17 protein-coding genes are annotated in these 18077 nt (G+C 45.7%); 10 read left to right on the top strand and 7 right to left on the bottom strand.

From position 1 onward, the window contains the following. Positions 1-26 precede the first annotated feature (26 nt). Positions 27-1025 (bottom strand): porphobilinogen synthase, encoded by a 999-nt coding sequence (gene hemB / locus GCU85_RS01520; RefSeq protein ID WP_152808621.1) that lies wholly within the window; start codon positions 1023-1025, stop codon positions 27-29. Between the two features lie 358 nt (positions 1026-1383). Here hemB and GCU85_RS01515 point away from each other — a divergent pair, with 358 nt between their 5' ends. From GCU85_RS01515 to GCU85_RS01505, 3 genes are read left to right on the top strand one after another with little or no spacing between them, the layout of a single operon-like run. Beyond that, positions 1384-2334, top strand: a complete 951-nt coding sequence (locus GCU85_RS01515) for a L,D-transpeptidase family protein (protein WP_152808619.1) — start codon at positions 1384-1386, stop codon at positions 2332-2334. Positions 2335-2371: 37 nt separating this feature from the next. Continuing rightward, on the top strand, positions 2372-3595 hold the full coding sequence (locus GCU85_RS01510; protein WP_152808617.1) for a cupin domain-containing protein: 1224 nt from the start codon (positions 2372-2374) through the stop codon (positions 3593-3595). Between the two features lie 31 nt (positions 3596-3626). Continuing rightward, positions 3627-4463, top strand: coding sequence for a sulfite exporter TauE/SafE family protein (locus GCU85_RS01505; protein ID WP_152808615.1), 837 nt, complete (start codon positions 3627-3629; stop codon positions 4461-4463). A 51-nt stretch (positions 4464-4514) separates the two neighbouring features. On the opposite strand, the gene GCU85_RS01500 is transcribed toward GCU85_RS01505, so the two are convergent. Next, on the bottom strand, positions 4515-5936 hold the full coding sequence (locus GCU85_RS01500) for an aminotransferase-like domain-containing protein (RefSeq protein WP_152808613.1): 1422 nt from the start codon (positions 5934-5936) through the stop codon (positions 4515-4517). 122 nt (positions 5937-6058) lie between these two features. Between GCU85_RS01500 and GCU85_RS01495 the strand changes: the two genes are divergently transcribed. The 3 genes from GCU85_RS01495 to GCU85_RS01485 are packed head-to-tail and all read left to right on the top strand — an operon-like array spanning position 6059 to position 7760. Beyond that, complete coding sequence (locus GCU85_RS01495; protein WP_152808611.1) at positions 6059-6709, top strand: LysE family translocator; 651 nt, start codon at positions 6059-6061, stop codon at positions 6707-6709. Positions 6710-6724: 15 nt separating this feature from the next. Beyond that, positions 6725-7468 carry an AzlC family ABC transporter permease gene (locus GCU85_RS01490; RefSeq protein WP_152808609.1) on the top strand — a complete coding sequence of 248 codons (744 nt, stop codon included), beginning with the start codon at positions 6725-6727 and terminating at the stop codon, positions 7466-7468. Continuing rightward, entirely contained in the window at positions 7461-7760 is a 300-nt protein-coding gene (locus GCU85_RS01485) for an AzlD family protein (protein ID WP_152808607.1), read from the top strand. Before GCU85_RS01490 ends, GCU85_RS01485 begins: the two co-directional genes overlap by 8 nt. A gap of 61 nt (positions 7761-7821) precedes the next feature. On the opposite strand, the gene phoR is transcribed toward GCU85_RS01485, so the two are convergent. Together phoR and phoB are read right to left on the bottom strand one after the other, a co-directional pair. Beyond that, positions 7822-9117 (bottom strand): phosphate regulon sensor histidine kinase PhoR, encoded by a 1296-nt coding sequence (phoR, locus tag GCU85_RS01480; protein ID WP_152808605.1) that lies wholly within the window; start codon positions 9115-9117, stop codon positions 7822-7824. Between the two features lie 3 nt (positions 9118-9120). Beyond that, complete coding sequence (gene phoB, locus GCU85_RS01475) at positions 9121-9825, bottom strand: phosphate regulon transcriptional regulator PhoB (RefSeq protein WP_152808603.1); 705 nt, start codon at positions 9823-9825, stop codon at positions 9121-9123. A gap of 162 nt (positions 9826-9987) precedes the next feature. Here phoB and GCU85_RS01470 point away from each other — a divergent pair, with 162 nt between their 5' ends. Continuing rightward, a complete protein-coding gene (locus GCU85_RS01470) occupies positions 9988-10797 on the top strand; it encodes a 4'-phosphopantetheinyl transferase family protein (protein ID WP_152808601.1) in 810 nt (269 codons plus the stop codon). A gap of 17 nt (positions 10798-10814) precedes the next feature. On the opposite strand, the gene phoU is transcribed toward GCU85_RS01470, so the two are convergent. After that, on the bottom strand, positions 10815-11552 hold the full coding sequence (gene phoU, locus GCU85_RS01465) for a phosphate signaling complex protein PhoU (RefSeq protein ID WP_152808599.1): 738 nt from the start codon (positions 11550-11552) through the stop codon (positions 10815-10817). Positions 11553-12013: 461 nt separating this feature from the next. Here phoU and GCU85_RS01460 point away from each other — a divergent pair, with 461 nt between their 5' ends. The 3 genes from GCU85_RS01460 (at position 12014) to GCU85_RS01450 (ending at position 14480) form a co-directional block, all read left to right on the top strand. Further along, complete coding sequence (locus GCU85_RS01460; RefSeq protein WP_152808597.1) at positions 12014-13081, top strand: PLP-dependent cysteine synthase family protein; 1068 nt, start codon at positions 12014-12016, stop codon at positions 13079-13081. 65 nt (positions 13082-13146) lie between these two features. Further along, entirely contained in the window at positions 13147-13491 is a 345-nt protein-coding gene (locus GCU85_RS01455) for a 4a-hydroxytetrahydrobiopterin dehydratase (protein ID WP_152808595.1), read from the top strand. 95 nt (positions 13492-13586) lie between these two features. Continuing rightward, positions 13587-14480 (top strand): hypothetical protein, encoded by an 894-nt coding sequence (locus GCU85_RS01450; RefSeq protein WP_152808593.1) that lies wholly within the window; start codon positions 13587-13589, stop codon positions 14478-14480. A 106-nt stretch (positions 14481-14586) separates the two neighbouring features. On the opposite strand, the gene GCU85_RS01445 is transcribed toward GCU85_RS01450, so the two are convergent. Both GCU85_RS01445 and lolA read right to left on the bottom strand, forming a co-directional pair. Next, positions 14587-16041 (bottom strand): replication-associated recombination protein A, encoded by a 1455-nt coding sequence (locus GCU85_RS01445; RefSeq protein ID WP_235896180.1) that lies wholly within the window; start codon positions 16039-16041, stop codon positions 14587-14589. 57 nt (positions 16042-16098) lie between these two features. Beyond that, positions 16099-16746 carry an outer membrane lipoprotein chaperone LolA gene (lolA, locus tag GCU85_RS01440; RefSeq protein WP_152808592.1) on the bottom strand — a complete coding sequence of 216 codons (648 nt, stop codon included), beginning with the start codon at positions 16744-16746 and terminating at the stop codon, positions 16099-16101. Positions 16747-18077: the final 1331 nt, after the last annotated feature.

The raw sequence follows: 18077 nt of genomic DNA, 5'->3' as shown, positions 1-18077 counted from the left end.
GTGATTTAAGCAAGTTAAGATAACCATCACGGCAATAATAGCCTTGCCGCGTCCATTGCAAAATACGTCAATATCGCATCACAGCCTGCGCGTTTAAATGCCAGTAGGCTCTCCATCATGACTTTTTCTTCGTCCAGCCAGCCGTTTTGACCAGCTGCTTTAAGCATCGCATATTCGCCACTGACTTGGTAGGCAAACGTCGGGCATTTTTCCGTCTGCTTGACGCGATAAATGATATCTAAATACGGCATACCCGGTTTAATCATCACGATATCTGCGCCTTCGGCAATATCCATTGCCACCTCGGCCAGCGCCTCATCGCTATTGGCTGGGTGCATTTGATAGTTGTATTTATCTGCCTTGCCGAGATTGGCGGCCGAGCCGACCGCATCACGAAAGGGCCCATAAAAATTTGAAGCATATTTCGCCGAATACGCCAAAATCAGTGTATTGACCGATCCACTCGCCTCCAACGCCTCACGAATCGCGCGAATACGGCCATCCATCATATCCGAAGGCGCGACAACATCAGCCCCCGCGCGCGCATGCGACAGCGCTTGTTTGATCAAAATATCAATGGTTGCGTCGTTTATAATATAGCCGTTCTCGTTGGTTACGCCGTCTTGCCCCGATGTCGTATACGGGTCTAATGCAACATCACTGATAATCCCCAAATCAGGCAATGCGGCCTTTAGTGCCCGAATCGCACGCGGAATCAGACCGTCATCGTTTGTAGCCTCCTCGGCATTATCGCTTTTCTTATCGGGCGTTATCACAGGGAAAATCGCCAGCGCAGGAATCCCTAACGCCTGTGCCTCTTGTGCATAGATTAATAGCTGGTCAATACTGCGGCGGTAAACGCCTGGCATCGATGGAACCGCTTTGGTGATATGGCTTCCTTCGCAGACAAATACGGGCAAAATCAAATCCTTGACGGATAGGCGGTTTTCCTGCACCAAGTCACGGATAAAAGGTGCCTGACGCGTTCGGCGCTGACGAGTGAGTGGATATTGTCCTATTTGCATTTGGTCCTCATTTAATCTTTATTTGGTTTTCATTTGGTCTTTATTTGGTCTTCATTGGGTCATCTGATTGATGGTTAACGTAGTGGCTTGTTATGAGGGCTTGTTGCGATGGCTTGTTGTGATGGCTTGTTGTGATGTTTTGCTAAACTGTCCGAAGGTGTCATTGCCTTACTGCAAGCTTTACTGCAAGCCATATTGCAAGCCGCGCTACCTATTTTCTACCTATGCCCTACCTATTTCATCACCCATACTGCTCGCCCATGCTCATCACGATTTAACGGATTTAACCGTTTTGCGATAGCATTTTGCCACTAAAAATCGTATGATAGCTAACAACTAACCAGACTGACTTTACCCTATGACATTGCGTTTTATTTACCCGATTATTTGCCCGATTATTTACACGGCCCGCTTATCTGCTATTTTATTGTTGCTGCTCACCTCGGTGGGCAAAACGGCCGAATATATCTTACCACCAAAAGGCTTTGACGTCATTGGACAAGCCGAGTTAATTGCCGCCAATGACCAAGAGACGTTGTTTGACATTGCGCGGCGCTATGGTCTCGGGTTTAACGAAATTAGCAAAGCCAACCCCGATGTCGATCCGTGGTATCCTGGCGCAGGTACACCCGTTGTTATCCCAACACGGTTTATCTTGCCCGATACACCGCGCGAGGGCATTGTGCTGAATTTGCCCGAAATGCGGCTTTATTATTACCCTGAGCCCCAGCCAGGCGAGCCACCCAAAGTCATCACCTACCCCGCAGGGATTGGACAAATGGACTGGGAAACGCCCATCGGCAAAACCTATATTTCTGAAAAACGAACTGACCCCACGTGGACACCGCCAACCTCTATTCGCGAAAAATACGCAGCGCTGGGTGAAATCCTACCCGATGTCGTGCCTGCTGGCCCTGAAAATCCTCTGGGCACACGCGCCATGCGGCTAGGGCTGCCCAGCTACCTTATCCACGGCACCAACAAACCCGATGGCGTTGGCATGCGTATTTCGCATGGCTGCGTCAGACTACGCCAAGAAGACATCGAAGCATTATTTGACATCGTACCAGTAAAAACCAACGTCAATATTGTCAACCAACCGTTAAAAATCGGGTATTTTGCCGATCAATTGTTTATGGAGTTCCATAGTCCATTAGAAGAAGACGGGCTTACTTTTGACGATAACTACCGCAATGCCATCCAGACTGCCAATGCCAAATTGGATTTATTTAGCATTGGGGTGTCTGAATCTACGATTAAAGCCGTGGTCGAAGAAGAAAGTGGCTTGCCCGTGCAAGTGACCCACTAACTGAGCGACACCACTAACTGAGCGATGCAATCCACCCATGAAATTTAATTTTTCCCCGCTCACGCGAGAGACCTTTTTAGCCGAATACTGGCAGCAAAAGCCATTTCTTTTCAAGGGGGCATTGTCAAATATAGACGCCCCACTTGATGCGCCATTCGACGCTTCATTCGGCGCTTCATTCGATGACCCCATTAGCGCCGATGAGCTGGCAGGGCTAGCCGCCGAACCCTGCGTGGAATCACGATTGATTAGCAGGGAAAACCAAACATGGCAATCACGCAGCGGACCATTCACCGATTATGATGCGCTGGGTGACAAAGACTGGAGCTTGGTCGTACAATCGGTCAATCACTGGCATTTGCCCACCCAGCAGTTTGCGGATTGTTTTAATTTTATTCCTGCTTGGCGCTTTGATGACGTGATGGTCAGTTTTGCTGCTACAAATGGTGGCGTTGGACCGCATGTTGATAACTACGATGTGTTTATTTGCCAAGGCAGCGGCAATCGCCGTTGGCGCGTTGGTGCGTTTGGTGATTTCGAAGAGACCCTTGCCAGTGCGACTTTACGTCACGTCAAACCATTTACCGCCATCATCGATGAAGTCTTGCGGGCGGGCGATGTGCTCTATATCCCGCCTGGGTTTGCGCACGAAGGCATCGCCCAAAATGCCTCAATGAGTTTTTCTATCGGCTACAAAAGCACCAACACCAACGAACTCCTCTCTGGCTGGGCAGATTATCACCTAGACCATGTTGAGCAGCCTATGTTGCTCACCGATGCCAAACGCCAAGCAGGTGCTTATAGCGCGATTTCAGCCGAAGATTGCGCGCGCATCAAACAACTATTACTGGCAACAACCGACCACACCGACCAGCTTAATGACTTTATTGGGCGGTATTACTCCGCGCCACGGCACGAGTTAGACATTGTCGCTGACGATTGGGATTATGCGGATTGGCTTGCTGAGCTGAAAACAAAGCCGCTTTACAAAACACTGGGGCTAAAAACCCTATATCTGTCGTCACTGTCCGAGGCAGCCCCTGAATACAGACGGTTCTACCTTAACGGTGAACCCATTGCGCTAGACTGGGCAAGCACCCAAGATATCATGGCAATCTGCGATTTACCTGCGCTGGATTACGCCACCGTCAGCGCATTTGATCAGCCGTCAAATTGGTTAACGTGGCTATACGAACAAACCAACACGGGTTATTGGTTTTTCTGCCAAGACACGATTTGCCAAGACGCGCTTTATGAATAAACTTATCCGCTCACCATAAACAGGCAGACAAATGGTTGATTGGATAGGGGAGTTTTCTGTCTGGGTGATTGCATTACTCATCCTTACTGGATTTGTTGCCGGTTATATTGATGCAATCGCTGGTGGCGGTGGCATGATTCAAACCTTGGCACTGCTGATGACAGGGCTGCCTGCGGTTAATGTTATTGCGACCAATAAAATGGCCTCCATTGCAGGCACGTCTATCGCCGTTTTTAAATATGCCCGCGCAAAGCAAATCCCTTGGCGCTTAGTCGGCTATTGCGCTTTGCCTTGTCTGCTAGCGGCTGCGTTAGGCAGCCAGCTTGTGATGTTATTTGCCGATGCCGTTATTGTGACTTTGCTGATACTCTGCATTCCGTTTGCGCTAGTCGTCATGATGAAAAAACCCAAACGCCTCAGTCAAGTCGATACACCTGCATCCACAGCTACCGCCGACCCAATCGCTGTCGACCCAATCACCAACAAACCCCTAACCGCCAAACAACTGCGCCGTCGTGCTGCCCTACTATTGTCGCCTATTGCGTTTTATGACGGGCTGATTGGTCCAGGCACGGGTGCGTATATGGCAATTGCAGGCAATCGGGGGTTGGGATTGCGCTTTTTAACGGGCACAGGGCTTGCAAAACCCCTTAATCTCTGCACCAACCTCGGATCGGTCGTTGTCTTTGTCATCGCAGGGAAAATCGTCTGGGCTATTGCGATTCCAATGGCAATCGCCAGCATGTTTGGCGCTTATATTGGTAGCCATTCTGCCATTAAATATGGCGATGGCTTTATTAAAAAAGTGATTGTAGGCATGTTGCTATTGATGCTGGCTGTCAATCTCATCAAATTGGTGTTGAATTAACCCCCTTTTTATCGGCTAAGTTACTATAAATTAAAAATTTAATTTTGACACTTATGCCGTCGCAAAGGTCATGCTGGCATCTTTGTCAAAATATAACGTGCGAATAACCTCTAAGGCATATTGCAGCTGCTGCTCAGTAACATCAGCATGTAGGCAAATTCGCACGGCTTGAGGCGCAGGCATATTACCAAATCCAAATATATCGGCGGTATAAAGACGAACGTGTTTTTTTAGCGCCTGCTCGACAAATCGTTGCGCACGCCAATTCTCTGGCATCGGTAGCCAAATGAAATATCCTTCAGTGCGACGTGAATGCGGTATGTCATGAAAATATGTGTCAGCCATTTGGTGGCGCGTTCGCATTTGTGCTCGAACGCCTTCAACATGTTTAGTAAGCTGGCCACTTGTAATCAGTTCATGAGCAATTTCGCATAATAAGGGCGGCACCATCCAGTTTTGTGCATAGACACCTTCGCGCAGTTTTTGATGCAGTATGTCGGGGGCGTGTATTATTCCTGTACGCACGCCACCCGCGAAAATTTTCGTTACTGCACTAAAGTAAATAACGCGCTGTGGATCAATATCGACAAATGCAGGGGGTGTCAGTTCAGGGGCTAACAAATTCACATCGTCTTCGAGAATATAAAAATCGTATTGATTGGCCATTTGAACAATTTGTTCGCGTCTTTCAATTGGCATGCACGTTGTGGTTGGATTGTGTTCATTTGGCGTAAGGTAGAGTAATTTTATTTTATATTGTCGACATAAAGCCTCTAAAGAGTCCGGTGTAACGCCATGATCATCCATGCTGAGCGGATGACAACGTAATCGCAAACTGCGTGCTGCATTGATAAAACCAGGATACACTAATGCAGGCGCAGCAATATGCTCCTCTTGCTGAGTAAGTCGCAATAAAGAGGTAAAAATGGCGTGCTGATTACCTAAGGATAAAACGCTATTTTCGCTTTTAAGTTTATGGTTATAAGATTGGTTTAGCCATTGGCAAAATAGATCGTTGTAAAAAACCATGTTGGTTTTGGTTTGATACGCCATTAAATTATGTAGCAATGGTATGTTATGTGTAATTTTCTCCAAAACGCCTTGCATAATGTTGTCAACATTTTTGAGTATCGGTGTTGAGAGTGATAAGTCAATCATTTGATTGGCGTCGGTATAGACCATTTTGTCGCCCATTTTGTCGCCCACTTTGTCGCCATAGAACCAAAATCGTGGCGTAGGCATGATGTATGAGCCACTGCCCACCCTAGATTGAATCAGTTCGCGCTTTTCAGCCTCTGCATAGGCACGGGTCACAGTGCTGACGGTTACACCGATGATGTCCGCTAGCTTTCGATGGGGCGGGAGTTTGTCGCCCGGTTTAAGGGTACCTGATTTAATGCCATTTTCAATACAGGTGACTATGGCAAGGTATTTCGGTTGATTGCTGTTGCTGATGTTCCAAATTGTATGCATGACAAAAAAAGGATTTTATTTGCAAAAGAAAGGTGATAATCTGTAATTGTACTCAATAATTGTACCCATAAAAAACGTAATTGTCATGGTTTTTTATGTATTTTAACTTTTAGAAGGATTATATGCAATTTTCATCATTTTTTAATTCACTTGAAATTAGCTATCCGTTGTCGCAGTGGGTCGCCTTATTGATTTATGTCTTTACCATGGTTGGTACGCCAGGGCCCAATAATATTATGCTTACCAGTTCAGGTGCCAATTTTGGATACAAGCGCAGTATCCCCCATGTGCTGGGTATTCATGCGGGCTGTTTAAGTATGATTTTATTAATGGCGTTTAGTTTTTATAATATTTTTGAGCTGTACCCAGCGTCGCGTCAAGTCATGTTTGTGGTCGGCGCTATGTATTTGATTTGGCTTGCCTATCGAATTGCAACTACGCCCGTGCAAGCATTGCATGCCGATGATTCAAAGAACCTGACTCAAGGAAAACCACTGACATTAGTGCAAGCGGCATTGTTTCAATACGTCAATCCAAAGGCATGGGTAATGATTACTAATGTCATTATTTTTTATACGTTAAGTGGTAATGCGTATCTTGCGTCAATTTTTGTTATTGTGCTGACATTTTTTGGCTTTGGGTTTTTTATCAATTCGGCATGGGTTGTGTTTGGCAGCTTGATAGGCCGTATGCTCAAAACTGAGATTGCGTGGCGCTCGTTTAATATCGCGATGGCGCTATTGCTGTTAGCGTGTTTGCCGTTAATGCTTTGAGTGGAGTGATTAACCATGACAAAACAAACTCACAACGAAACAATTCGTGCTGGACTATTCGCCGTTGCGCCCATTCTGCCTGTCTTTTTAGTGCTCGGTGGATTGCTGGGGCTGTTTATGAATCAGGCGGGCATTAGCGATTGGCAGGCGTGGCTAAACAGCCTACTCGTCTATGCGGGTGCCAGCCAGTTTAGCATGGTCGAATTACTCAACTCAGGGGCAACCTACCCCATCATTTTAATGGTGACCTTTGTCATTAACCTACGCCATGCGTTGATGGTTGCCTCTATGGCACCTTGGTTTGCACCAATCCATCCACGATTAGCCTTATTTGGCGTATTTTTTGTCACCGACGAAAGCTGGGCGGTATCCATTCGCGAGATTCGTCAGCAACGTGGTAGCATTTTGTTTTTCTTTGCGGCAACGCTCCCTGCTTATGTCACTTGGTCTAGTGCGACGTATTTAGGTTGGCATTTTGGTGAATTATTACCGAGCACCCCGCTATTTATTCAGACCATTAATTTTATCAGCATGGCTTTTTTCGTTGCTATTCTCGCGTTATTGTACGAAGGGAAAAGCAATATTCTACCGTGGTTGATTTCAGCCGTTTTATCGATTGTCCTGTATCGGTACGTTTCACAAAGCTGGCACATGGTCGTTGCAGGTGTTGCAGCGGCAATCATTGCTATTTATCTACCCAACCAATCCGTCAAACAGTCCGCCAATCAATCAAACACAGGAGACACTGACCATGAATAACTTGATTTGGTTAACGCTAGGCATGTCTGCTGTAACCTATTTAGGGCGCATCATAGGGTACTGTTTTATTTGTTATTATCAACAACCCAACGCTAAGGTCGAAGCCTTTCTCAAAGCCGTACCTGGCACCATCTTTATGGCCATGGTCGCACCACAAATCGCCAACCAAAGCAGCATCGTTTGGATTGGTAGTGCATTGGTATTTGCCATCGCTGCAAAAACCCACAACCTGCTCATTGCATTGCTGGTTGGCGGATTTTCTTTTGCGGCCTTACAATATGCGCTAAACTAGTATTCATATTTGACGCATTGCCCTTGTCAATTAAATTATTTTTAATTCAATGGGTTACTTATTAAGCCAGCGGATTTTTAGGCAAAATTGCGGTAAAAATAGAGCCTTCGCCAACGCGAGAACTAATCTCTAGACGGCCGTTGTGGCGCTCTAAAATATGCTTGACAATCGACAGCCCCAGGCCAGTGCCGCCAACACGCCGCGAGCGTCCGCTATCAACGCGATAAAATCGTTCGGTTAAATAGCCAATATGTTCAGGCGGAATCCCGATACCATCATCACTGACTTGTAGCATCGCATAGGCACCATTATAGGGTTGCCAAGTAATCTGAATCGTGCCTTGTTCGTCCGAATACTTGATGGCATTATTAATCAAGTTATAGCAAAGGCTGTCTAAATCTTTTTCGCATGCCTCAATCGCAAGCCCTGACGTCACGCTGATTTTTACTTGGCGCGCTGCAACCTGCCCACTGGCATAAATGGTGTGCATAATTTTATCTAAATGCACTTGCAAATCAATCAACTGAATATCTTTTTTCTTGAGTAGTTTGTTCTCAAGCTTTGACAACGAGAGCAAATCACTAATGATTTGTTCCATATTTTGCGCCTGACTCATGGCTTTTTCAACGGGTGTTTTTAACGCCTCTGGCAGACTGTCATCGCTATGCACGTACTCCAAATAACCTGCGATAACCGTCAGCGGGGTGCGTAGCTCGTGCGAGGCATTCGCAATAAAGGTGCGGCGTGAACGTTGTAGCGCAATATGCGAGGAAATATTATGCGCAATAAGGAGCTTACGCTGTTGCGAATAAGGCACTAACTGCATCGACAGCGTTAATTCATTCGAGACTGGCGACATCATTTCAAAGTTTTCTGTTTGTTTGCTACGAAGATGTTTTATAAACATTTCGCTGCGTAACAAATTTTCAATCTTAATACCTAAATCTCGCTGCCCATCAATCCCTAACAACGACAAAGCCGCTGAATTCGCCCACTCAATTTCCTCTTGGGTATTTAGGATGATTGTCGCACTCGGTATCGCTGAGATGGTTTCATGGAACTGCTGCGTTAAGGCAATTTGCGCGGTATTACTGGTCTCGATTTTTTTCTTGTGCCGATACATCAACGTCACCATTTCGCCCAACACACCACCGTAATCGGGCAAATGTTGGTCGCTAAGACCTGATAGTAGCCATTGGTGTAGTGCGTGCAATTTACGCAACAGCATCACCAAATAAATCACCGCTGAAACGGCAATCACGATCGTCCACTGCTGCGAAATCCAGCCCGCTACGACCGTCATTACAACAAATAGGCCGATTAATCGAAACTCCGTACCCCAAGCATGGTTTATCATGGTTTATTCGGCTGCCTGATTGACAAAACTATAGCCACTGCCTCGTACCGTGCGAATGACGCTATCGAGGTGATGAGGCGACAGTGCTTTGCGTAAGCGCCTAATATGGACGTCCACGGTGCGTTCATCAACATAGATGTTTTCACCCCAAACAAAGTCCAACAGCTGATCCCGCGAAAAAACACGATCAGGACGTGACATTAAAAAATGCAACAATCGAAACTCGGTTGGCCCTAGGTGAATATCTTCGTTGGCTTTGGTGTAGACTTTGTGCTTAGATTGACTCAACGTCAACCCACTAAGGCTAATCGTATCCGTATCTAGCCCTGATGGATAACTGCGCCGCAAGACCGATTGCACACGCGCGAGCATTTCTTTTAACGAAAAAGGCTTCGTAATGTAATCATCGATACCCGCCTCAAACCCAGAAAGCTTATCGTGCTCTTCTGTTTTAGCGGTTAACATGATAATTGGCAAATATTGATATGCCGTTTCTGTCCGCAACGATTTGGCAAAATCAATACCGCTCATACTAGGCAGCATCCAATCGAGCAACACAAGATGAACGATTTCTTTGTTTAATTGGGCTTTGGCTTCTTCGGCCGTCTCTGCTTCAATGACTTCATATTCCTCACGGACTAGTGTCATACGTATCATCTCTCTTATCGCCGCTTCATCATCCACGACTAATATGCTAAACTTTTCCATTATCGATAACCTGATATACTATGTTGATATACTATTCGACTATATAATTAGACTATATACGATTTTCACCTAGATGAAACCCACCTAGATGAAACCCAGTTTACCCTATGATTGTTACCGTTTTATGGACATAATGCCTAAATCGCACCCCAACTAGCCAGCATGATACACCAAACCAAGCCATTTGCCGAAAAAAACCCAACGCCTGACGCAACCCGCCAGGCGATAGCGGGCACTGACAATCAACAAAAGCGCCAACCACAGGGGGCACTACACCTCTATTATAGCCAACGTATTACTACCGAGGAAATTGCTAGCGAAAAAGCCCTTAGCCCTTGGTTATCCTGTCTGTCTCATTCAGACCAGCAACGTGCTAGCACAATGCCAAACCCCACGCGCAAAGCAACATTCGTCTCTGGGCGCGTATTACTCGCTACGGCGCTAAAATCGCTTGTCGGTTCATCACATTATCAATTGCATTATCATGCGCTAGGTAAGCCTTTGCTAAAGCAACCTGAGGGCATCCAATTTAGCCTAAGCCATAGCGCTGATGCCCTCTTTTTGCTCATCTCAACCAGCAACCAACCTTGCGGCATGGATGTAGAGCAATACCGAGCTCGAGAGACTCAACGGCTTATTGATAAATTTTTCAGCCCATCAATGCAACACGAAATTCAACATAGCAGTGACCCGCTAAGCCTGTTTTACCAACGATGGACACAAAGAGAAGCGAGCATAAAGCAACAGGGTCGCTCGGTTTTTTCGAAAAACGAAGCCAACCATATCAATAATAGACACATGCACGATGATGATTTGCCTCAATACATGCAGAGTTATCGTTTCAACAATAGCATATTCAGTCTTTGCTGCGCCCAACCACCGAGTCAAATTCACTTTATCCACCTGCCCATTACTGGCGAAACCGCAATGCAAACAGCAATGCCTTTTTCGCCGACACTATTGACTGGTTAAGCTGGTTTTTTGACTGATTAGGTCTCCTGCGACCCTTCTTCTAATAAGGCTTCACGCACGTCATCAATATCTTGATAACGGATATCTTCACCGCGAACAAGGTATATCACATACTCACATAAATTTTTACAGTGATCGCCAAAACGCTCTAATGCTCGTGCTGCATTAAAAATACGCAGGGTTTGTTTAATGGTTCGTGGATCTTCCATCATATACGTGATTAATTGTCTCGACAGCGCTTCGTACTCTCGGTTTACCTGTTTGTCTTGGGCAATGGTTTGCAAGGCCCCTTCAATATCCAACCGCGTAAAGGCATCCAGTGCATTTTTTAACATCGCTTGGACAAGCTCGCCCAAATGACGTAGTTCGACATATTGCTGCGCTGAAACCCCATCTTTGATGAGCAGCTTATTTACTTTGCCCAAATGCTGCGCCAAATCCCCCATACGCTCCAAATCAGTAATTGACTTGAGGATAGAGGTAATTAGCCGCAAATCGCTGGCCGTTGGCTGTCGCAATGCCAGTAACTGTACGCATTGCTCGTCAATTTTTAAATCCTGTTGATTGATTTTTTTGTCGTTTTTTACCACGGCTTTGGCCAGCTCTAAATCCGCATTCATCAGGCATTCAAGGCCATCTTTTAATTGCTGCTCGACCATGCTGCCCATGATAATGACTTCGTCACGTAGCTGCTGTAAATCTCCATCATATTTTTTTGAAATATGTTGCCCAAAAGGCTGTTGTTCTATATTCATAAATTACTCTATTTTTGATTTAATTCGATTATACCACTATCCTAGCCTCTTGATAACTAAAGTAACCTTTAGCGCTAAAAGCCATGTGTCGTAAAGCACCATCTGCGCTTGCGCCCTATGCGACCGCTAAAAACGCGCTAAAACGCGCTAAAACGCGCTAAAAACGCAATCAATCACCCAACGTTAGTCTATGCAGTATAGCGGATGATTATGACAATTTTATGACGGCTGCCACGTCAAATTGCTTTAATCGCTTTAATCGCCTTGCCCGCCGACCGCCTTAATCAACAACACGGCTAATATTGCAGTTCGCATAATACGTTGATGGTGCTTTCTATGCTAATATACCAACATCAGTGGATAGATTGATTGCATATTGATTGCACATTGATTGCCAATCAATTATTCTTAATTATAACCTACTATTGCAACCCTTACATAACCTAAACTAAAAATAACCTATGGATATATCACACGTCTGTCGAGAGTGGGTCTGCCAAGCGATTGAAAAAATATACGCCGATTTTAATCGCTCTTCTGACACCCACCTCATTCAACTAGATTTGCCGTTTTTCTCAGGCATCGATTTATACCTAAAAGACGAATCGACACACCCAAGCGGCAGCCTAAAGCACCGACTGGCACGTTCTTTGTTTTTATATGGGCTGTGTAATGGCAAAATCCACGAAGACACCACCATTATCGAAGCGTCCTCTGGTTCTACGGCAATTTCTGAGGCCTATTTTGCCCGTTTGTTAAACCTAAAATTTATTGCCGTTGTTCCTGAGACCACCGCGCGCGAAAAACTAGCCCTCATTGAATTTTATGGCGGTCAGTGCGTCAAAGTCCCAGGGCACGACATTTATGCTGAATCCGAGCGCCTAGAAAAAGCCCTCAATGGTTATTATATGAACCAGTTTCTTTATGCAGAACGCGCGACCGACTGGCGCAGCAATAATAATATTGCCGAAAGCATTTTCAAACAAATGGCCAAAGAAACCCATCCTATCCCCGAATGGGTGATTGTAGGCGCAGGGACGGGCGGGACTTCGGCAACGATTGGGCGCTATATCCGTTACAAGCCACACCTATACAAACGCACCAAATTACTCGTCGCCGACGTTGAGAACTCGGTTTTTTATCCATTTTACCAAACACGCGACGCAACCCTGACCGCAGCGGTTGGTTCGCGTATTGAGGGCATCGGTCGCCCACGAGTCGAGCCTTCCTTTAACCCTGATGTCGTTGATCAGATGGTCGTCATTCCTGATGCCGCATCGATTGCCACCGCACACTGGTTGCAAGGCATCCTCGGTCGCAAAGTCGGGGCTTCAACTGGCACCAATGTTTACGCCGCACTACAAACCATGCAAACCATGCAAAAAAACAGACAAACAGGCAGTCTCGTTACTTTACTGTGCGATAGCGGCGAGCGTTATCTCAATACGTATTTTAATGACGCTTGGCTCAGCGAAAAACAAATCGACATCCAACCTTATTTAGCCGAATTAAACCAATTAACCAATTAAACAAATTAACCAATTAACCAATTACACACAGCAAACGAACCACACCCTAACCCCTGAGGCAAATCATGACAGAAAAACCCACACCAGACACCCATCATGCTTTATCCGAAGCGGCGGCGCAAGCAGCACTCGCTACGCTTAACGCATCAATTGATCCATCTATGGCGCAATCACAAACCCACTGGCAAATCAAGGATAACTGGCTCTGTAAAACGTTTACTTTTAAGCATTTTCGTGCAGCCTTTGCCTTTATGACCGAGTGCGCACTGCTGGCTGAAAAAGCCAACCACCATCCTGATTGGTCAAATAGCTATCGCACCGTCACAATCAACCTAACCAGCCATGACGTGAACGCACTATCGCAACGTGATTTCATGCTCGCCAAACAAATCGAAACCATCGTGAATTAATTGACACAAAATAAATGACGGCAAATCACCTATGTCTGTAAAAACAGCCCGAGAGAGAATTTTTCGCCAAGTTTTAAATGAATGGGGCATGTAAAATGAATAACTTAATTAAATTGACGTTTTTTATCGTAACAATAATCAATCTATGCCAAGCAAGCCCACATATTTCCAATGCCACCATTAAAAGCGACTTTAATGGTGATGGCGTGCTCGATAGATGCGAACTTAAAGTGGCGGACTTTAAGATTCATTGCTATCTATTAGATGCCGACGGCAATCAAACGCTGTCGCTTGACGACGAAATGCCCGACGGACATCATGCGTTATCACTTGAAGCGACAGAATCTGGTTTTTTGATAGAAGGATCTAGTAAATCAGGGGTATCTAATATTTATGTGATTCACCAGTCAGGGAATTGGGTCGTCACTCAAGAACTAAGTCAACTACGTGAATGGGACATTGATTCAGAAACTTATCATTGTCAGCAGGCGCTCGCAATGCCCTATTCAGAATATATCGATAAGCAGTATGATTTGATGGATGCAACAGCATCTCGACAAGGCTGCGATATCACTTATGACGTAGCGCGTCCATTGACAGACATTGTTAGCTATCTAAATCCCGAAAATCCTGATGGGGTGACTTCTCGTGGAGACGGTGACTATACCTCTGGATACAGCAATATTAGCGGTCAGAAACGCTATATCGCCTACCTAGAAAAATACCCGATGTCTGCCGACACGGTACAGCAATATACACAAATGGCGGTGTGGTTATTGGGTTATGAACTACATAACGAAGCAATTCTAGTCGCCGCCAATATCGTCAACTATGACGCTAATGCTGCCTATGGGTATTTTGTGCTGGGTCGGGGTTATGAAGCCCTAGGCGATAGCGCAAAGGCAAACGAAAACTACCAGCGCTTTGTCGAACTGGCACAGTCCCAAGGCATCGACATCCCTGCTGATATTGGCAAACGCCTGCATTGAGACTTTACGTTTTATCGCTCAATCTGAACCCGCTCAATCTGTAACTCGTCCAATCTGTAACCCATGCTCTCGATATAGCATATCGCGTTATCCGTTTATTCTTTGCCTACTCGTCGGTGCTTTTTTTCGTTTGCGTATTTAAAAATGCGGCGTCCAGCTGCTTTAGCTTGTCCAATTTCTCAGCAATTTTGATTTCTAGTCCACGCGGATTGGGGCGGTAATAGGTCTTTGTGGGCATTGCATCGGGCAAATAGCGCTCGCCTGCGGCATAGGCATTGGGCTCATCATGCGCATAGCGATAACCTCGACCTTTTTCTAGTTGCTTCATCAGCGTGGTCGGTGCGTTGACTAGATGATTGGGGACAGGATAGCTAGGCTGCGATTTAACATCGGAAAGGGCTTCTTTATACGCCACATAGCTCGCGTTGCTTTTGGCCGCAGACGCTAAGTAAGTCACGACTTGCGCCAAACAAATATGACCTTCAGGAGCGCCTAAGCGTTCATAAGCTTGCCAGCCATTCATCGCCACCGCTAATGCCCTAGGGTCGGCATTGCCAATGTCTTCACTGGCAATCACCGTTAATCGCCTCGCCAAATGCTGGATATCCGCACCGCCATCGACTAACCGACAAAACCAGTAAATGGCCGCATCGGGATTCGAGCCACGAATCGATTTTTGCAGCGCTGAAATTTGGTCATAAAAGGTATCACCTTGGTTATCGAACTGACGAATCGACCCTGCTGCAATTTGCTCGATGACGTCAGCCATAGGCAGCTCGGCTGCTAGCTGACCTTGGATAATTTCGAGTGAATTAATTAACCGTCGTCCGTCGCCATCTGCGAGTGCAATCAATTGCTGTGCCGCGGTCTCGGGCATTTCAACCGCGAGTATTTCGCAGGCTTTTTGTAGCAGCGCCATGAGCGCTAATTCATCCAGTGGCTTAAAAACATACACTCGCGCACGCGACAGCAACGCATTGTTTAAGGAAAAACTAGGGTTTTCCGTGGTTGCACCAATAAAAATAATCGTACCGTCTTCGATAAACGGCAAAAACGCATCTTGCTGCGCTTTGTTAAAACGGTGTACTTCGTCCAAAAACAGTATCGTTTTTTGCCCCTGTTGCGTGGCACGTGTTTGGGCGGCATCAATGGCTTGGCGCACTTCTTTGATGCCAATCACCACAGCAGATAGTTTGACTAAATAATAGCTTCCTTGGGCAGCCAGTAAATTTGCCAGCGTGGTCTTGCCACAGCCTGGTGGCCCCCAGAAAATCATCGAATGAATTTGCTGATTTTCAATACTATGCCGTAAAGCGGCTTTTTCACCTAAGAGATGCGATTGTCCAACAAAAGCATCTAGGGTTTGCGGCCGTAGCCTTTCTGCTAGTGGGCGTAAATCTGCGGCTTGATTGTCCGAGGCTTGACTGTCCGAGGCTTCACTGTCCGAGGCTTCACTGTCCGAGGCTTCACTGTCCGAGGTTTGATTGCTCAAGGCTTGGCTGTCCGAAGATTGTGTATCCATGTCTCGCAAATCCGAGTCTTTAAACAACGATTCTTGCATGAAAACTGGCTAACCCCATCAATGATAAATAAATAATTTAACTACTATTTAAGTCGATCACTGCCCAAACACGTCAACCCCGTCTGGTGCAACAAAATCAAATAGTGAATCATTGGTCAGCTGATTTTGCTTAATTTGACTAAAATAAAACGTGTTCTCGCCAAAGTCATCTTTGGCATAAAAATAGTTTAGCGTATTCTCTGCGCTTAATCCAATGATGACCTCACTTTGTGTCAGTGCCGCTTCGTCCGTTTCTTTAGGGATGAGTAAGAAATACACATCCGCATTGCCTCGAAAGTCCGCGAATCGGCTTTGCATCGCAGGTCGCCCTATGGCCTGTGTATCAAATAATGCATCGACCGATTTTTCTCCGCTTAACAAGGTACTGAGCGCATTAGCAGCGACTTCATCTACTGGACGTACTGTGACCTGTGCCAACGCGACATCATAATGATAAAAATCCACCCCATTACTGACCAATTGCATGACTTCTGGCTGTTGATAATCCCAATAAAACTTTGTGGGTTTTTTAAGCGCGACTGTGCCTGATGATTGCTGCACAACGACGTTGTCTTGTTTGACAATTTGTTCGAAATTCGCCTCAAACGTTTCTAACTGATTGAAAAAATTATCTAGTAACGTGGTTTGTGCATAAGTCATTGGCGCAAACCAACCAGTGAGGAAAAACAAAAGCCATTTCTTCATAAAGCACCTCTATGTTGCTATTTACATTGATTATTCAATTGAATATTGATACTTATTTTATCGTCAATTCCGTCTGCTATTATGGCAACAAAGTCGGTTTCTGCAAACGCACGAAACACAACTTTAAGCCTTATGTTACGTTCGCTGACTCAGCCACTCGCATTTGGTAATTATAATAACGCCTGACAAATAACGTTATTTGTCATAATAATGCGTACGCCAATTGTCATTAAAATCAAACCCCATTGGATGCTTTACAGATTAGCAAAGCCTAAATACAGGCATAGTACAGGCTAAATGATACCACCCGAATCAATACGCACTATTATTCACCTATCGCAAGAAATAATCCAAACATTATCCAAACATTAACAAATGCTCATGTTGAAATTTGGTTTTATGGCGTATAATTAATAATTAAAAGCTAAAAAGGTGGGATATGTTATTTTTTATCAGAAAAAGTCTCGTTGTGTTTGTTGGAAGTAGTTGCTCGCTTGTCTATGCCGTCTGCACGCCGCCTTCGCCTGCAACCACCGCAGGCGACACGATTACCTGCACTGGCGCCACCACCAACGAAATTTATCAATTAAAAGCCAGCAATCAAACCTGGATAAACGAAGGGGATTACACCTACCCCAATCCGCTAAATATCCGCCTGGGCGTTAACCTTGGCGTGATTGGTAATACGCAAACTGGCGCCCCAAATGGACCATTTGACGGACAAACCGTGATTAACCGTGGACTAATCCAAGTATCAAACATCACACTGAATGAACCAGGCGCGTTTGCTTTTGGTGTGATTAATATGGGCTTTCGTGGTGGGCGATTAAATAAGAGCAACCAACGTGTGTTAAATGAGGCATCAGGAGTTATATCGATTACACAGACCAACTCGTCGGGTAACGGCGTGCTCACTGGTGTCGCAATGACTTCAGAGCTGGGCGGCGTCAATACCATTGAAAATCAAGGTCAGTTTAATATCTCAACGGTTTCTGGAACGACGGGGATCTTCGGATTATATGCCGCCGATTTTTATACCACTGCGACAAGCTACGCAATTACCAATAGCGGTTCACTCACCGTAACCTCAACACAACCAACGACGGGCACAACACCTAATACAGGGGTTATAATCGGCGGCGATGCGCTTAATAACCCGAATGCAACGCTATACGAAGCCGTTAACAGCGGCACCATTACCATCGACTTGCAATCAGCAACGCCAGCAGACGGTGTCGGCATTCGGCTAAATCGAGGCAGTGCACAGGTCGCACGCGTAGAAAACACAGGCGATATTACATTGCAGGGCAATGTTAATCCGACCAATGCTA

Origin of the sequence: Ostreibacterium oceani, from assembly GCF_009362845.1 — a bacterium.
Taxonomy (GTDB): domain Bacteria; phylum Pseudomonadota; class Gammaproteobacteria; order Cardiobacteriales; family Ostreibacteriaceae; genus Ostreibacterium; species Ostreibacterium oceani.
This window is presented reverse-complemented; position numbering and strand designations above follow the sequence as displayed.

Coding starts and splice junctions, on each gene's coding strand:
- hemB (WP_152808621.1), bottom strand. CDS start 1,025: ATGCAAATAGGACAATATCCACTCACTCGTCAGCGCCGAACGCGTCAG.
- GCU85_RS01515 (WP_152808619.1), top strand. CDS start 1,384: ATGACATTGCGTTTTATTTACCCGATTATTTGCCCGATTATTTACACG.
- GCU85_RS01510 (WP_152808617.1), top strand. CDS start 2,372: ATGAAATTTAATTTTTCCCCGCTCACGCGAGAGACCTTTTTAGCCGAA.
- GCU85_RS01505 (WP_152808615.1), top strand. CDS start 3,627: ATGGTTGATTGGATAGGGGAGTTTTCTGTCTGGGTGATTGCATTACTC.
- GCU85_RS01500 (WP_152808613.1), bottom strand. CDS start 5,936: ATGCATACAATTTGGAACATCAGCAACAGCAATCAACCGAAATACCTT.
- GCU85_RS01495 (WP_152808611.1), top strand. CDS start 6,059: ATGCAATTTTCATCATTTTTTAATTCACTTGAAATTAGCTATCCGTTG.
- GCU85_RS01490 (WP_152808609.1), top strand. CDS start 6,725: ATGACAAAACAAACTCACAACGAAACAATTCGTGCTGGACTATTCGCC.
- GCU85_RS01485 (WP_152808607.1), top strand. CDS start 7,461: ATGAATAACTTGATTTGGTTAACGCTAGGCATGTCTGCTGTAACCTAT.
- phoR (WP_152808605.1), bottom strand. CDS start 9,117: ATGATAAACCATGCTTGGGGTACGGAGTTTCGATTAATCGGCCTATTT.
- phoB (WP_152808603.1), bottom strand. CDS start 9,825: ATGGAAAAGTTTAGCATATTAGTCGTGGATGATGAAGCGGCGATAAGA.
- GCU85_RS01470 (WP_152808601.1), top strand. CDS start 9,988: ATGATACACCAAACCAAGCCATTTGCCGAAAAAAACCCAACGCCTGAC.
- phoU (WP_152808599.1), bottom strand. CDS start 11,552: ATGAATATAGAACAACAGCCTTTTGGGCAACATATTTCAAAAAAATAT.
- GCU85_RS01460 (WP_152808597.1), top strand. CDS start 12,014: ATGGATATATCACACGTCTGTCGAGAGTGGGTCTGCCAAGCGATTGAA.
- GCU85_RS01455 (WP_152808595.1), top strand. CDS start 13,147: ATGACAGAAAAACCCACACCAGACACCCATCATGCTTTATCCGAAGCG.
- GCU85_RS01450 (WP_152808593.1), top strand. CDS start 13,587: ATGAATAACTTAATTAAATTGACGTTTTTTATCGTAACAATAATCAAT.
- GCU85_RS01445 (WP_235896180.1), bottom strand. CDS start 16,041: ATGCAAGAATCGTTGTTTAAAGACTCGGATTTGCGAGACATGGATACA.
- lolA (WP_152808592.1), bottom strand. CDS start 16,746: ATGAAGAAATGGCTTTTGTTTTTCCTCACTGGTTGGTTTGCGCCAATG.